This is a genomic window from Nocardioides pinisoli, assembly GCF_024199985.1.
In the GTDB taxonomy this organism is placed as follows: Bacteria; Actinomycetota; Actinomycetes; order Propionibacteriales; family Nocardioidaceae; genus Nocardioides; species Nocardioides pinisoli.
This window is the reverse complement of sequence record NZ_JANARS010000002.1, coordinates 582,476-596,712: the sequence shown is the minus strand read 5'-3', so window position 1 is coordinate 596,712 and position 14,237 is coordinate 582,476. Positions and strand designations below refer to the sequence as shown.

Annotated in this window: 19 protein-coding genes and 1 riboswitch; of the genes, 5 read left to right on the top strand and 14 right to left on the bottom strand. The window is 72.7% G+C overall.

The window, feature by feature from the left end; translation table 11 throughout:
• Positions 1-2: 2 nt before the first annotated feature.
• From NCI01_RS07005 to NCI01_RS06985, 5 genes are all read right to left on the bottom strand, one after another.
• The gene (locus tag NCI01_RS07005) at positions 3-782 is read right to left on the bottom strand and encodes a TrmH family RNA methyltransferase (RefSeq protein ID WP_254180746.1); all 780 of its coding nucleotides are present in this window, start codon (positions 780-782) and stop codon (positions 3-5) included.
• A 5-nt stretch (positions 783-787) separates the two neighbouring features.
• Complete coding sequence (rplT, locus tag NCI01_RS07000; protein ID WP_090971165.1) at positions 788-1,174, bottom strand: 50S ribosomal protein L20; 387 nt, start codon at positions 1,172-1,174, stop codon at positions 788-790.
• Positions 1,175-1,248: 74 nt separating this feature from the next.
• Positions 1,249-1,461 carry a large ribosomal subunit protein bL35 gene (locus NCI01_RS06995; protein WP_056606600.1) on the bottom strand — a complete coding sequence of 71 codons (213 nt, stop codon included), beginning with the start codon at positions 1,459-1,461 and terminating at the stop codon, positions 1,249-1,251.
• A 130-nt stretch (positions 1,462-1,591) separates the two neighbouring features.
• Positions 1,592-2,257, bottom strand: a complete 666-nt coding sequence (gene infC / locus NCI01_RS06990) for a translation initiation factor IF-3 (protein WP_308213197.1) — start codon at positions 2,255-2,257, stop codon at positions 1,592-1,594.
• A 315-nt stretch (positions 2,258-2,572) separates the two neighbouring features.
• Positions 2,573-3,139, bottom strand: a complete 567-nt coding sequence (locus NCI01_RS06985; protein ID WP_254180745.1) for an SseB family protein — start codon at positions 3,137-3,139, stop codon at positions 2,573-2,575.
• A gap of 67 nt (positions 3,140-3,206) precedes the next feature.
• On the opposite strand from NCI01_RS06985, the gene NCI01_RS06980 reads away from it, so the two are divergent.
• The 4 genes from NCI01_RS06980 (at position 3,207) to NCI01_RS06965 (ending at position 6,402) form a co-directional block, all read left to right on the top strand.
• Positions 3,207-3,662 carry a hypothetical protein gene (locus NCI01_RS06980; protein ID WP_254180744.1) on the top strand — a complete coding sequence of 152 codons (456 nt, stop codon included), beginning with the start codon at positions 3,207-3,209 and terminating at the stop codon, positions 3,660-3,662.
• The gene (locus NCI01_RS06975) at positions 3,659-4,876 is read left to right on the top strand and encodes an amino acid deaminase/aldolase (RefSeq protein ID WP_254180743.1); all 1,218 of its coding nucleotides are present in this window, start codon (positions 3,659-3,661) and stop codon (positions 4,874-4,876) included. The genes NCI01_RS06980 and NCI01_RS06975 overlap by 4 nt, the downstream gene beginning before the upstream one ends.
• On the top strand, positions 4,866-5,432 hold the full coding sequence (locus NCI01_RS06970) for a nucleoside/nucleotide kinase family protein (RefSeq protein ID WP_254180742.1): 567 nt from the start codon (positions 4,866-4,868) through the stop codon (positions 5,430-5,432). The genes NCI01_RS06975 and NCI01_RS06970 overlap by 11 nt, the downstream gene beginning before the upstream one ends.
• A 64-nt stretch (positions 5,433-5,496) precedes the next feature.
• Entirely contained in the window at positions 5,497-6,402 is a 906-nt protein-coding gene (locus tag NCI01_RS06965) for an aldose 1-epimerase family protein (protein WP_254180741.1), read from the top strand.
• A 31-nt stretch (positions 6,403-6,433) separates the two neighbouring features.
• On the opposite strand, the gene NCI01_RS06960 is transcribed toward NCI01_RS06965, so the two are convergent.
• The 4 genes from NCI01_RS06960 to NCI01_RS06945 are packed head-to-tail and all read right to left on the bottom strand — an operon-like array spanning position 6,434 to position 9,366.
• Positions 6,434-7,726, bottom strand: coding sequence for an esterase-like activity of phytase family protein (locus NCI01_RS06960; RefSeq protein ID WP_254180740.1), 1,293 nt, complete (start codon positions 7,724-7,726; stop codon positions 6,434-6,436).
• 60 nt (positions 7,727-7,786) lie between these two features.
• Positions 7,787-8,257, bottom strand: a complete 471-nt coding sequence (locus tag NCI01_RS06955) for a PH domain-containing protein (protein WP_254180739.1) — start codon at positions 8,255-8,257, stop codon at positions 7,787-7,789.
• Positions 8,241-9,086 (bottom strand): ATP phosphoribosyltransferase, encoded by an 846-nt coding sequence (gene hisG / locus NCI01_RS06950; protein ID WP_254180738.1) that lies wholly within the window; start codon positions 9,084-9,086, stop codon positions 8,241-8,243. Before hisG ends, NCI01_RS06955 begins: the two co-directional genes overlap by 17 nt.
• Positions 9,087-9,102: 16 nt before the next feature.
• The gene (locus tag NCI01_RS06945; RefSeq protein ID WP_254180737.1) at positions 9,103-9,366 is read right to left on the bottom strand and encodes a phosphoribosyl-ATP diphosphatase; all 264 of its coding nucleotides are present in this window, start codon (positions 9,364-9,366) and stop codon (positions 9,103-9,105) included.
• Positions 9,367-9,473: 107 nt separating this feature from the next.
• Between NCI01_RS06945 and NCI01_RS06940 the strand changes: the two genes are divergently transcribed.
• Positions 9,474-9,770, top strand: a complete 297-nt coding sequence (locus tag NCI01_RS06940) for a DUF3072 domain-containing protein (protein ID WP_254180736.1) — start codon at positions 9,474-9,476, stop codon at positions 9,768-9,770.
• On the opposite strand, the gene ribH is transcribed toward NCI01_RS06940, so the two are convergent.
• From ribH to ribD, 5 genes are read right to left on the bottom strand one after another with little or no spacing between them, the layout of a single operon-like run.
• Positions 9,767-10,246 carry a 6,7-dimethyl-8-ribityllumazine synthase gene (gene ribH / locus NCI01_RS06935; RefSeq protein WP_254180735.1) on the bottom strand — a complete coding sequence of 160 codons (480 nt, stop codon included), beginning with the start codon at positions 10,244-10,246 and terminating at the stop codon, positions 9,767-9,769. The genes NCI01_RS06940 and ribH overlap by 4 nt on opposite strands.
• A complete protein-coding gene (locus tag NCI01_RS06930) occupies positions 10,243-11,580 on the bottom strand; it encodes a bifunctional 3,4-dihydroxy-2-butanone-4-phosphate synthase/GTP cyclohydrolase II (RefSeq protein ID WP_254180734.1) in 1,338 nt (445 codons plus the stop codon). Before NCI01_RS06930 ends, ribH begins: the two co-directional genes overlap by 4 nt.
• Positions 11,577-12,278, bottom strand: coding sequence for a nicotinamide riboside transporter PnuC (pnuC, locus tag NCI01_RS06925; RefSeq protein WP_254180733.1), 702 nt, complete (start codon positions 12,276-12,278; stop codon positions 11,577-11,579). Before pnuC ends, NCI01_RS06930 begins: the two co-directional genes overlap by 4 nt.
• Positions 12,275-12,934, bottom strand: a complete 660-nt coding sequence (locus NCI01_RS06920; protein ID WP_254180732.1) for a riboflavin synthase — start codon at positions 12,932-12,934, stop codon at positions 12,275-12,277. Before NCI01_RS06920 ends, pnuC begins: the two co-directional genes overlap by 4 nt.
• Positions 12,935-13,996 (bottom strand): bifunctional diaminohydroxyphosphoribosylaminopyrimidine deaminase/5-amino-6-(5-phosphoribosylamino)uracil reductase RibD, encoded by a 1,062-nt coding sequence (gene ribD, locus NCI01_RS06915; protein WP_254180731.1) that lies wholly within the window; start codon positions 13,994-13,996, stop codon positions 12,935-12,937.
• 85 nt (positions 13,997-14,081) lie between these two features.
• A riboswitch (FMN riboswitch) is annotated at positions 14,082-14,211 on the bottom strand.
• Between the last annotated feature and the right edge of the window lie 26 nt (positions 14,212-14,237).

The window sequence follows — 14,237 nt, the reverse complement described above, 5'->3', positions numbered from 1 at the left end:
CGTCAGGCGCGCTGGGCGCGTGCGCTGGCGTAGAGGCAGACCGCGGCAGCGGTGGAGAGGTTGAGGCTCTCGGCGCGCCCGTGGATCGGGATCGCGACGCGGTGGTCGGCGAGGGCGGCGAGCTCGTCGGGCAGCCCCCAGGCCTCGTTGCCGAAGAGCCAGGCGGTCGGGCCGCTGAGGTGGGCGTCGAACAGGTCGACCTCGCCGGCGCCGTCGGCCGCGAGCACGGTGAGCCCGCGCGCCTGGGCGGCGCGGACCACGACCGCGGGGTCGGCCTCGACCGCGAACGGCAGGTGGAACAGGCTGCCCACGGTGCTGCGCACCGTCTTGGGGTTGTAGGCGTCGACCGAGCTGCCGGCGAGCACGACGGCGTCGGCACCGGCGGCGTCGGCCGTCCGGATCACGTTGCCGGCGTTGCCGGGGTCGCGCACGTCGGCGCAGATCGCCAGCAGCCGTGCGGAGACGTCGAGGACCCGGTCGAGCGGGGCGTCGATGTGGCGGCACAGGGCCACCAGCCCGGCGGGCGACACCGAGTCGGACAGCGACGCGAGGGCCCGGTCGTCCACCAGCGTGACGGTGGCACCCGCCAGCAGGTCGGCGTGCTGCTCGAGCGCGAGGGGCGTCGCGAAGACCTCCACGACGCAACCGTCGACGGCGAGCGCGCCCTCGACGGCCTTCGGGCCGTCGGCAAGGAAGAGCCGCCGCTCGGTGCGCACCGAGCGGCGGCTCAGCTTGCGAGCCTCCTTGACGCGGGTGTTCCCCACCGTCAGCGGAGTGCTCATGTTGCTCAGGCGGAGACCTTGGGCGCGTTGACGTCCTCGGGCAGCGCGGCCTTGGCGGCCTCGACGAGCGCGGCGAAGGCCGGCGCGTCGTTGACGGCGAGCTCGGCCAGGATCTTGCGGTCGACCTCGATGCCGGCCAGGCCGAGGCCCTGGATGAAGCGGTTGTAGGTCATGCCGTTGGCGCGGGCGGCCGCGTTGATGCGCTGGATCCACAGCTTGCGGAAGTTGCCCTTGTTCTTGCGCCGGTCGTTGTAGCTGTAGACCAGGGAGTGGGTGACCTGCTCCTTGGCCTTGCGGTAGAGGCGCGAGCGCTGGCCGCGGTAACCGCTGGCGCGCTCGAGGGTGGTACGACGCTTCTTCTGGGCGTTCACTGCGCGCTTGACGCGTGCCATGGTGCTACTCCTTGTTGCAGGGGAAAGTCAGACGGACGGCGGCCGAGCCACCGGGGTGGTGCGGTGGATCAGGCTCAGATGCCGAGCATCTTCTTGGCGCGCGAGACGTCGCCCTTCTCGAGCTCGACCATGCCGGCGTTGCGGCGGTGCTTCTTGCGGCTGCCCGTGGTCGGCGCGGAGGCGAACGCGGCGCCGGACTTGCGGCCGGCCTGCAGGCGCATGATCTTGCCCGAGCCGGTCACCTTGAAGCGCTTCTTCGCGCCCGAGTGGGTCTTGTTCTTCGGCATGTCTGCCTCAACTTCCTTAGTGCGTGGTGCGGGGTTCGTGGGGGGTCTTCACAGACCCGGCTGAGGTTGGTCGCAACGACTTCGTCGCCGCATGCTCGAGCGAGGCTCTCGCTCCGCTCGAGCCTTGCTCTCAGGCCTCGATCTCAGGATCGAGGTTCTCGGAGCGGCGACGCTCCTTCTTCTGCGCGACCGGTCCGGCGGCGTGGGCTGCCTCGCGCTCGGCGTCCTCCTCGGCCTTGCGGTCCGCGCGCGCCTGCTCCTTGCTGGCGCGGGCGGCGTCGGCGTCGATCTTGGCGTCGGCCTTCTTCTTGTGCGGGCCGAGGACCATCGTCATGTTGCGGCCGTCCTGCTTGGGCGAGGACTCGACGAAGCCGAGCTCCTGGACGTCCTCGGCCAGCTTCTGGAGCAGGCGGAAGCCCAGCTCGGGGCGGTGCTGCTCGCGGCCGCGGAACATGATCGTGATCTTGACCTTGTCACCGGCACCCAGGAACCGCACGACGTGACCCTTCTTGGTCTCGTAGTCGTGCTTGTCGATCTTGGGACGAAGCTTCATCTCCTTGATGATCACGTTCGTCTGGTTGCGACGCGACTCGCGGGCCTTCTGGGCGTTCTCGTACTTGAACTTGCCGTAGTCCATGAGCTTGCAGACCGGGGGGCGTCCCTGGGGAGCGATCTCGACGAGGTCGAGGTCGGCCTCCACGGCCAGCTTGAGTGCCTGGTCGGTCGGCACGATGCCAACGGTCTCGCCGTTGGGTCCTACGAGCCGGACCTCGGGTACGCGGATCCGGTCGTTGATGCGCAGCTCGGTGCTGATGGGTCCTCCAGTGGTTCGGGTGGGTGGGAGTCCCTGCCTCGCCGGTCACTCGGGCCGAAATGGACAATGGCTCCCGCTGTTGCCAAGCGGGAGCCAGTCACGACACGTCCCCTGACGGGGAGCTGAGGTGTCCACGCCCGTCTCGCGACGGTCGTGGCTCTGGACCGGGACCCGACGATCTGTGGTGCTGGGCGATCGGTGCGGGTGGGAGACGGGTGGTGCGTGCCTCCGCTTGGCGGGATCGATGACACCGTGAAGCGTGGTGTCACTGATCGGTCAACACAAGAGGTTAGCGGATCATTCCGCCGACGGGCCAATCCAGCCGTGACCACCCGAGCCGTCGCCGATGGCGACCAGTCGCCAGCCTGCTGCCAGCCGGGTGAGGTCGTCTCCGTCGACGACGTACGTCACGGGGCCGGCGAGGTCGACGAGCAGGGCCTCCGCGCCGTCCTGGATCGCCGCGGTCGCCGCCGTCGCGGCTGGCACGGGCACCGGGCGCGCCCCGGGGTCCCACCGTGCCATCGAGGCGATGGAGGTGAAGGCCAGCAGGCCCTTGCTGCCGTCAGCAGCCTGGACGAGGACGGCCGCCATGTCGGAGGTCTTGTCGTGGGCCAGTCCGCGCTCGTCGACCTCCACCTCGCCGAGCACCGCGACCACCGGCACCAGCAGCCGGGCGTCCTGCAGGAGAGCGAGCACCGTGCCCGAGGTCGCGGCGCCTGCCGCGTGGTCGACCAGCGCGCGGGCCAGCCGCGGGTCGGCGGCACCCGCGTCGTCGGCGAACCCCGGGTCGGGGATCGTGCGCTCCAGCGGCTGGAGCGCGGCGTCGTCCACCGGGTCGGGGCGAGGGGTGTCGTCGTGGGCCACGGACCCATCCTCCCGCAGGCGCCTCGGGTCCCGTGGGGGGCGTGGTCCGCTGTGGGAGTCTGGAGTCGTGGAAGGGACTACCTGGGCAGCACTGACCGCAGCGCTCACCGTCGCGGGGGCCATCTGGACATGGATCGCGTTCCGCCGGCGGGGGTCGGCCAACGGGCTGCGCGCACTGGGCTTCACGCTGCTCCCGGCGGCGGCCTGGCTGACGGGGACGCTCGAGATGGTCGTCGAGATCGCGGGCTCGGTCACCGACTGGGCGACCAGCCTCGTCTTCGACGTGCGCACGTGGGTCGGCGTCGGGCTGGCCGGGCTGGCCGTCGTGCTGTGGGTGGTCAGCGGCATCATCCGCGACCGCCAGCTGGCCCGTGGCCAGGCCGCGGGCGAGGGCCGCAAGGCCGGCGGGCGCGGCGCCCTGCCGGAGGCCTCCTCCACCCGGACCGGACCCACCTCGCGCCCGGCCGTGGACGACGAGATGGCCGACATCGAGGCGCTGCTGCGCAAGCGGGGCATCGAGTGACCGACCGGCTCGTCGACCGCAACCGCCTGTGGTCACGGCTCGACGCCGCGGTGTCCAGCCTCCCCGAGCCGCCGGCCACGCCGATCGCGGTGGTCGACCTCGACGCCTTCGACGCGAACGCGGCCGACCTCGTGCGTCGCGCGGGTGGCAAGCCGCTCCGGGTGGCGTCGAAGTCCCTGCGCGTGCCCGCGCTGCTCGAGCGGGCGCTGGCGCACGACGGGTTCGCAGGCGTGCTGGCCTACACCCTCGCCGAGGCGCTGTGGCTGCACGAGACCGGCATTAGCGACGACGTCCTCGTCGCCTACCCCACGGTCGACGTGGCGGCGCTGCGACGGCTGACCTCGTCGCCCTCGGCAGCAGCCGCGATCACCCTCATGGTGGACGACCCGGCCCACCTCGACGTCGTGGACTCGACGCGCTCCTCACGGGCCGTGCCGGTGCGGGTCGCGCTCGACGTCGACGCCGGGCTCCGCCTCGGCGGCCAGCACATCGGCCCCAAGCGCTCGCCGCTCTTCGACACCGGCGACGTCGTCGCTCTGGCGCGGCAGGTGGTCTCCCGCGACGGGTTCCGTCTCGTCGGCGTGATGACCTACGAGGGCCAGGTGGCCGGCGTGCAGGACTCCGTCCCCGACCAGCGCGCCCGGTCCCACGTCGTACGACGGCTCAAGCGGGCCTCGATGGCACAGCTGGAGGTGCGCCGTCGCGAGATCGCCGAGGCGCTCTCCGAGGTGGTGACGCTCGAGCTCTGGAACGGCGGCGGGTCGGGGTCGGTCGAGGCCACGGCCGCCGACGCGGTGGTCACCGAGATCGCTGCCGGGTCGGGCCTGCTGGTGCCGGGCATCTTCGACCACTACGCGTCGTTCGAGCCCCGCCCGGCGGCGTACTTCGGGCTCCGGGTGACCCGCAAGCCCACGCCGGACATGGCCACCGTCCACGGCGGTGGCCTCATCGCCAGCGGAGCGACCGGTGCGGACCGCTCCCCCGTCCCGTGGGCGCCACCAGGGCTGCACCTGACGGGCCTCGAGGGGGCCGGCGAGGTGCAGACCCCGCTGACCGGCCATCCGGCGGCGCTGCTGCGGATCGGCGACCTGGTGTGGTTCCGCCACGCCAAGTCGGGCGAGCTCTTCGAGCACGTCCGCGACGTGCACCTCGTGCGCGGGGAGACGGTCGTCGACGTGGTGCCGTCCTACCGTGGCTGCGACCGTGCCTTCTGAGGCTCCGCCCGACCCGCACGTCGTCGCCGGTGAGGTCGCCCGCCGGGTGCTGGCCGCTCCCCCGACCCTCGGGACCGGGCGACTGGTGTGCATCGACGGCCCCGCCGGGTCCGGCAAGACCACGCTGGCCGCCGCGATCGCCGACGTCGCGCCCGAGGCGCACGTCGTCCACTGCGACGAGCTCCTGCAGGGGTGGCGTGGGCTCCCCGGCCTCGCCCGCACGGTCGAGACCTTCCTCGAGCCGCTGGCTCGCGGTGAGCAGGGTCGGTGGACGCGCTGGGACTGGGCCGCCGACGCCTGGGCCGAGTCCCACCCCGTGGAGGCAGGCGGCCTGCTCGTGCTGGAGGGGGTCGGCTGCTGGTCACCGGCCGTCGCCCCCCTCGTCGGCGCGCTGGTGTGGGTCGAGGCGGAGTCGTCGCTGCGACTGCGTCGCGGCATGGCGCGCGACGGGGAGCAGATGCGTCCGCAGTGGGAGCAGTGGCGGCTCGACGAGGACGTGCTGTTCGCCCGGTTGGGCACGCGGTCCCACGCCGACCGGGTCGTCGTGACCGGCTGAGCCACCGGCCAACGCACTCGGGGGTCCGGCTCGCGCGGGGCGGGTGGTGTCTAGGGTGACCGCCATGGTGCTTCCCAGTGGCGACCAGTACGAGATCTCGGCAGCGGGCTACACCGCGGTCGTCACCGAGGGCGGGGCGGCGCTGCGGGTGCTCCGGCACCACGGGCGGGACCTGGTGCACGGCTTCGACGAGACCGCGATGTCGACGGGCGGGCGCGGCCAGCTGCTGGTGCCGTGGCCCAACCGGATCCGCGACGGTCGCTACTCCTTCGGCGGGCACGACCTCCAGCTGGGCCTCACGGACCCGCGCACCGGCAACGCCTCGCACGGCCTCGCCCGGTGGGCACCGTGGACGGTGGAGGAGCACACGGCCACGTCGGTCTCGCTGGTGCACCGCCTCATGGCGCAGACCGGCTACCCGTGGGCGCTCGACCTCCATGTGCTCTACGACCTGTCCGCGGAAGGCCTCGTCGTCACGCAGACCGCGACCAACCTCGCGTCCGAGCCCGCCCCCTACGCGAGCGGGGCGCATCCCTACCTCCGCGTCGGCGATGCGATCGAGGACCTCGAGCTGACGCTGCCCGCGAGGGCCCGGCTGGTGCTGGACGAGCGCCAGCTGCCCACCGGCGTCGAGCCCGTGCCCGACGACCTCGACTTCACCTCCGGACGCCGCATCGGTGACGCGGTGCTCGACCACGGCTTCGGGGACCTGCAGCACGTCGAGGGGCGGGCTCGGGTGACGCTGGCCGACCCGGCGGGCGGGCGCGGCGTCGCGCTCTGGGTGGACGAGCACCACCGCTGGCTGCAGGTCTTCACCCCACCCGCCGACGGGCCGCGTCCCGCGGTGGCGGTGGAGCCGATGACGGCACCGGCCGATGCGTTCAACTCCGGCACAGACCTCGTCACGCTCGCACCGGCCGGTGCCACCGGCGACGAGCTGTCGGTGCAGTGGGGCATCCACGCGCTCTGAGCGTGCCCCGCGCCGCCCGGCGCGACCGTGGTCAGCCCCTGGGGAGGAGCCTGCGGTCGACGCGAAGCGGCTCGGGCAGGGCGATCTCGAGGTACTCGTTCTGGTCGGGCGTCGTCGCCGAGCGTCCACCTGCCGCCGGGAAGTTGTTGTCGTTCATCACCGCCAGGGTGCGCGCGTCGAGGACCTCGACGTCCTCGATGGTGAAGAACGGGAACGTGAACGGGTCGCCGTAGGGCGACAGGCCGTCCGGGTCGGCGACGTCCATCAGGTCGACGAGGAGCCGCTTCCCGACCCATCCGTCCCCGTCGCGGTCACGCAGGTCGACGAGGTAGAGGCGCTTGAACACGGCCGTGGCACCCTGCCCGTTGTCCCGCTCGATGACGATCGCCTCGTGCTGGTTGACCTGGATGAAGTCGCCGAGCGCGTGGGCGGGGCTCTCCATGCGGTAGCGGAGGAACCCGTCCGTGAAGGCTCCCTTGCGGACGGTGTAGATGCGCAGGGCGTCCGCAAGGCCGGCGGCCTTGTCCTCGTCGGTCGCGCCCTCGAGCATCGGGCGCAGCACCTTGCCGTTCGGGCTGATCGCCATGCCCTCGAAGCCCTTGCTGTTCGCGAGGTTGGGCGTGCCGCTGCCGAGCGTGGGGTTGGCCGGGCTGCGCACGCCCGGCGTCGGGATCGGGGCCTCGAGCAACCGGCCGCGGGCGTCGAAGTGGAGGACGTAGGGCCCGAGCTCCTCCCCCACCCACAGCGTGCCGTCGGGGGCGACCTGCAGCGACTCGGGGTCGAAGTCCCAGCCGGTGAGCCTCCGGTCGGGCGCCGGGCAGGTGTAGCCCGCGGGGAGCGTCGGCGCCGCCGCACACCCGCCGTCGCGCCAGGTCGTCCAGGGGATCAGGCGGTCGGGGTCGCTGAAGGTCAGCACCGTGCCGTCGTACGTCGTCTCGCGGGCGCCGCCGCCCTCCGGGGTGATGCGGTGCACCGCGAGGAGGAAGTCCGCGCTGTTGGCCTTGCTGCCGAACCCGTTGTCCGACAGGACGAGGTAGGAGCCGTCGGCGAGCGCGTGGGTGCCGGAGAAGCCTTGCACGGGCTGGCCGGGGTAGGGCGCGGGGACCTCCGCGCTGCCGGTGGTCCAGTGCCCGCTGGGCTCGCTGCCGGGGACGTAGGTCGTCGCAGGCAGGACGGACCAGGCCGCGAGCACGGGGGCGTCGGGACCGCCCGGGCGCTCCGGCTTCGCGCCGTGTGCGGCGGATGGCGCGAGGGTGGCCGACGGGGCGAGGGTGGCGGCGGCGAGGAGGGCGGCGAGCGCCCGGGCGCGGTGTCCGAGGGTCATGTCGCCGAGCCAAGCCACCGCGGGTGACCAGCAGGCGACGCGGGGCCGACGGCAGGGTGGCTAGTGGTCGCCGGGTCCGTCGCGGTCGATCAGCGCGCGCAGCTGGCGTACGCCGTCGCGCGCGACCTTGCCGTCGGAGCCTTGGAAGGCCATCGCGGAGATCGTCGTGCCGTCGGCCAGGTCGAGCGTCGCCCACGGGGCACCGGCCGGCAGGTGGACGCCGAGCACCTGCTCCCACTCCAGGCGCCGGGTGCGGAACCCGTTGACCACCACGAGCGCCGACCGCTCGGCGGTCACCCGGGCGCGGCCGAGCGCCCAGCCGATGACCGCGAACCCGCCGCCCATCACGACCAGCGTGATCCGCTGGAGGATGTTGAACTTGGCACGCGTCTCGTCGTCGAAGCCGAACCACGCGGCCGCGCACACGACGAGCAGCATCAGCCCGAAGCCGACCACCGCGAACCGGACGCCCATCGGCCGCCAGGTGTGCGGCAGGACCGGCGGGGCCGGGCGCTCAGAGGCGGCAGGCATGGATGTCGGTGAGGAGGATGGCGCGCGCGCCGATCGACCAGAGCTCGTCCATCAGGCGCTGCGACCCGGCCCGCGGCACCATGACGCGCACGGCCACCCACCCGGCCTTGCCGAGCGGGGAGATGGTGGGACCCTCGCGGCCCGGGGCCAGCTCGGTCGCGCGCTCGAGGTGCGCCTCCTTGATGTCGTAGTCCATCATCACGAAGCTGCGGGCCACGAGGACGCCCTCGATGCGGCGGCGGAAGATCTCGAAGTCCTCGGAGACCTCACCGCCTCGCGTGATGAGCACGGCCTGCGAGTCGAGGATCACCTCGCCGAACGTCTCGAGCCCGGCGGCGCGCAGGGTCGACCCGGTCTCCACGACGTCGGCGATGACATCGGCGACGCCGAGCTGGATGCTCGTCTCGACGGCCCCGTCGAGGCGGGTGACGGACGCCTCGATGCCGTGGCGGAAGAGGTAGTCCTCGACCACGCCGACGTAGGACGTCGCGACGCGCAGGCCGTCGAGGTCCTGCAGCGAGGAGTAGCGCCCGGCGGGACCGGCGAAGTGGAAGCGCGAGCGGCCGAAGCCGAGGTTCATGACCTCCTCGGCCTTGGCGCCGGAGTCGAGCAGCAGGTCGCGCCCGGTGATGCCGACGTCGAGGGTGCCCTCGCCGACGTAGAGCGCGATGTCGCGCGGGCGGAGGTAGAAGAACTCGACGTCGTTCTCGGTGTCGACGAGCGCGAGCTCCTTGGAGTCGCTGCGCTGGCGGTAGCCCGACTCGCGGAGGATGTCGGTGGCGGCCTGGGACAGCGACCCCTTGTTGGGGACGGCGATGCGGAGGGTCATGGCTGGCTCACTGGGGTCACAGGTGGGCGTAGACGTCGTCGAGGGTCAGTCCGGAGGCGAGCATGAGCACCTGCGCGTGGTAGAGCAGCTGGCTGATCTCCAGCGCCGTCGCGTCCTTGCCCTCGTGCTCGGCGGCCATCCAGGACTCGGCGGCCTCCTCGAGCAGCTTCTTGCCGATGGCATGGACGCCGGCGTCGAGCTGCTTCACGGTGCCGGACCCCTCGGGCCGTTGCTCCGCCTTGGCGGAGAGCTCTGCCCACAGCTCCTCGAACGTCTTCACGAGGGGCAAGCCTAGGCGCTGGCACGCGCGGTGCCGCCCACGGGGCCCGCGGACGGACCACCCGTCGGTGTGGTTGCGCTGTCGGCGATGCGGGCTACAGTCGCAGCATGAGTGAATCGAACACGTCTTCGAACGACGAGACCCGTCCCGACACCACAGACGCCACCGGCCCCGGCGGCACCGGCGATGCCGGCCAGGAGGTCCTGGGCGGGCCCCAGGGCGACTCGACGCGCAAGGACCCCGAGGAGTGGGTCACCGGCGACGAGCCCATGACCGGCGCCCAGCGCAGCTATCTCGACACCCTCGCCCGCGAGGCGGGCGAGCAGCTGCCGGCCGACCTGACCAAGGCCGAGGCCTCTGAGCACATCGACCGGCTGCAGGCGGCGAGCGACCGGACCAGCTAGCCCGCGCGCACCGCCCGCACCACGCGGGCGGTGTCGAGCGCGGCGGCCGTCGCCTCCCAGCCCTTGTCCTCGGCGGAGCCCTCGAGGCCGGCGCGGTCGAGCGCCTGCTCCTCGGTGTCGCAAGTGAGCACCCCGAAGCCGACCGGCATCGCGTGGTCGACGCTGACCTGGGTGAGCCCGTCGGTCGCGGCGGAGCAGACGTAGTCGAAGTGCGGCGTGCCGCCGCGGATCACGACACCGAGCGCCACCACGGCGTCGTAGCCCTCCCGGGCGAGTGCAGCCGCGACCACGGGCAGCTCGAACGTCCCGGGCACCCGGATGACCTCGGGCTCGCTGATGCCGTACGCCGCCAGTGCGCGCTCGGCGCCGGCGACCAGGCCGTCCATCACCTGGGTGTGCCAGCTCGCGGCGACGACCGCGACCTTCAGCTCGCTCGCGTCGTAGGGCTGCGAGGTGGGGGCGCCGGCGCCGCTCATGCTGTCTCTCCTTGCTTCTGGGGGTGCTGGTCGGGGTGCTGCTCGGGGTGCTCGGACTGGTGGTCGATCGCCACCGGGGGCAGCTCGACCTCGGGCACGTCGACCGGCGGCAGGTGGTGCCCCATCCGCTCGGCCTTCGTGCGGAGGTAGGCCTGGTTGTGCTCGGTCGGACGGATGCTGAGCGGGACCCGCTCGGCCACGTGGATGCCGAAGTCCTCGAGGCTGGCGGTCTTGTCCGGGTTGTTGGTCATCAGGCGCACCGACTCGATGCCGAGGTCGCGCAGCACCTGGGTCGCCGTGCCGTAGTGGCGGGCGTCGGCGGGCAGGCCGAGGTCGAGGTTGGCGTCGACGGTGTCACGGCCGCCGTCCTGGAGCTGGTAGGCCTGCAGCTTGGCGACCAGGCCGATGCCGCGACCCTCGTGGCCGCGGAGGTAGACCACCACTCCCCTGCCCTCGGCGACGATCGCCCGCAGCGCCTCGTCGAGCTGGGGTCCGCAGTCGCAGCGCTCGCTGCCGAAGACGTCGCCGGTGAGGCACTCGCTGTGCACGCGCGTCAGCACCGGCTCGCCCTTCCGGACGGCCTCCGCGATGTCGCCGTAGGCCAGCGCGACGTGCTCGCTGTCGTCGATGGTGATGCGGTAGCCGTAGGCGGTGAACTCGCCGTGCCGGGTGGGGAGGCGGGTCTGCGCGACGCGCTCGACGTGACGCTCGTGACGCCGGCGGAACCGCACGAGGTCCTCGATGGAGATCATCGCGAGGCCGTGCTCGTCGGCGAACGCGCGCAGCTCCGGGGCGCGCTTCATCGTCCCGTCGTCGTTGACGACCTCCACCAGCACGCCGGCGGGCGTCAGTCCCGCCAGCCGGGCGAGGTCGACGGCGGCCTCGGTGTGTCCGCGGCGCACCAGCACCCCGCCCTCGCGGTAGCGCAGCGGGAACACGTGGCCGGGACGGGTGAGCTCCCACGGCTCGGTGGCGGAGTCGGCCAGCGTCCGCGCCGTGCGGGCCCGGTCGGCGGCGCTGATCCCGGTGCTCACGCCGTCGCGGGCGTCGACCGAGATCGTGTAGGCCGTGCGCAGCTTGTCCTTGTTGTGCGGGGTCATCAGCGGGATCTCGAGCCGCTCGAGCATGTCGCCCGGCATCGGCACGCAGATGACGCCGCTGGAGTGGCGGATGGTGAAGGCCATCAGCTCCGGCGTCGCCTTCGCCGCGGCGAAGATGATGTCGCCCTCGTTCTCCCGGTCCTCGTCGTCGACGACCACGACCGCCTTGCCGGCGGCGATGTCGGCGACCGCCTGTTCCACGGAATCGAGCCGCACGCGGTCCTCGGTGCTCACGCCGACACCGCCTCGGTGCTGGGCTCGGCGTCCGTCGCGTCGACGACGGTGCGGCTGGCCCGGAGCCAGACGACGAAGCCGATCACCACGAAGACGGCGTAGAAGAGGTACATCCCCGCCGTCGGGTAGTAGCCGGCCTGGATCAAGGTGGTGACGCCGACGACGTCCACGAGGATCCAGATGAGCCAGAACTCCACCCAGCCGCGGGCCATGCCGTAGGTCGCGAGCATCGAGCCGGCGAGGATCCACGCCTCGGTGGTCGGGCCCCAGGAGCCGAGCACCTGGGTCAGCAGGACGTACGCCGCTGCGTAGCCGACGACGCCGAGGACGAGCAGCTGGAGGCGCTCGGAGCCCGTCGCCCAGCGCGGCGCGATGGCACCGCCGTCGGACGCCCCGCCGGCGCGGCGCAGGTGCGTCCAGCGCCACCAGCCGTAGAGGGACACCGCGGCGAAGAAGACCTGGCGGCCGGCCTGGCCCCAGAGCGGCTCGTCGATCTGGCCGGAGAGCTCACCGGTGGCGAAGACGGTGAAGAGCAGGATGTTGCCGACCAGGCCGATCGGCCAGGCCCAGACGAGGCGCCGCATGCCGAGGATCGCGCTGGCGAGGCCGAACAGGTTGCCGATCACCTCGCGGGCGCCGAGCTCGCCGCCGGGCACCGGGATCTCGCCGTGGATGAGCCATTCGAGCAGGTCCATCATTCTTCCTCGTCGTGAGAGTGGGGGTGGTGGGAGTGGGGGTGGGGGTGGGCGCCGGCGGGGGCCGGGGCGTAGGCGCCGAGCAGCTTCTCGACGTGCTTGGCGATGACGTCGGCCTCGAGGTTGACCAGGTCGCCGACGCGGCGGCTGCCGAGCGTCGTACGGGCGAGGGTCTCCGGGATGAGGCTGACGGTGAAGCTGTCCTCGCGGGCCTCGACGACCGTGAGGCTGACACCGTCGACGGTGATCGAGCCCTTGTCGACGAGGTAGCGGTCGAGGTCGCCGGGCAGGGAGATCTCGACGACGTCCCAGTGCTCGCTGGGCGTGCGGGAGAGCACCTCGCCCACGCCGTCGACGTGGCCCTGGACGATGTGGCCGCCCAGGCGCTTGTCGACGGTCACGGCGCGCTCGAGGTTGACCCGGTCACCCGGGGCGACGCCGCGCAGCGAGGTCTTGTCGAGCGTCTCCTGCATGAGGTCGGCGGTCCACCGCCCCTCGCCGAGCTCGGACACCGTCAGGCAGCAGCCGTTGACGGAGATGGAGTCACCCAGCCCCGTGCCCTCGAGCACGGTGTCGGCCGCGACGGTGAGCCGGATGGCGTCACCCTGGTCGACCACCTCCGCGACGGTGCCGAGCTCCTCGACGATCCCGGTGAACATTCAGTGCCTCCTGCTGGACAGGGTCGGTGGGTGGGGGGTCATGGTCAGGCGGACGTTGGTGTCCTCGCCGTCGTGGCCGGTCAGGACGTGCACGTCGGTGACGCGCAGGTGCCGGGCGTCGGCGATGGTGGTGATGCCGAGGTCGGCGACGGCGCTGGTGCCGGCGCCCAGCAGCATCGGGGCGACGTAGGCGACGACCTCATCGACGAGGCCGGCGGCGAGGAAGGCGCGCGCGAGTGTCGGGCCGCCCTCGAGGAACACGTACTGGCGGTCCATCGCGAACAGCTGCTCGAGCGCCTCGCGCGGCTCCCGGGTGCGCAGGCGCACGGTGTCGGCGCGGTCGTTGAGCACCCGGCGGTCGCTGCGCAGCTCGCGCAGGCCCATCACGGCGCGCAGCGGCTGGAACGGGACCGGGTCGTCGAGCTCGTCGCGCACGGTCAGCTCGGGGTCGTCGACCTCGACGGTGTTGGTCCCGACGAGCATGGTGTCGCACAGGCCCCGGAGGCGGTGGGTGTCGAGACGGGCGGCACGGCTGGAGACCCAGCGGCTGGTGCCGTCGGCGGCGGCGCTGCGGCCGTCGAGGGTGGTGGCGAACTTCCAGGTGACGAACGGGCGTCGGTGCTCCATCGCGAAGCTCCAGACCCGGTTGACGGCACCGGCCTCGTCGGCGAGCAGGCCACCGACGACCTCGACGCCCGCCTCGCGCAGCCGGTCGGCGCCACCCCGGGCGACCGGGTTGGGGTCGGCCTGGGCGAACACGACACGGCGTACGCCCGCGGCCACGAGCGCCTCGCTGCACGGCCCGGTGCGCCCGGTGTGGTTGCACGGCTCGAGCGTCACGACCGCCGTGGTGCCGCGCGCGGCCTCGCCGGCCGACGCGAGCGCGTCGACCTCGGCGTGCGCCGACCCCGCGCCGCGGTGGAAGCCCTCCGCGACCGTCGTGCCGTCGGCGGCGAGCAGCACGCAGCCGACGCGCGGGTTGGGACCGAGGGGGACGCCCGGCGTCGCGGCGAGGTGCAGCGCGCGCCGCATGGCGCCGCTCTCTGCCTCGCTGGTCGTCATCTCCGCCTCCGGGTCCGGGTGGGACTCAGGGGGGCGGGCGACGGGGCACGCTCCCCGCGGGACGCGAGGATGGCGTGCGAGCCGTCAGCGTGCACTTCTCATCCGGACTGTGACCGTCGGTCCAGGAGTTCCACCTGGTCAACCGGCCACTGGCTGTGGTCGGGTCGCGGACTGTGACCGCCGGTGCGGAGTTCCACCGCCCCCAGAGCACGCAAGCTCTTCGTGGACGCAACCATGCCAC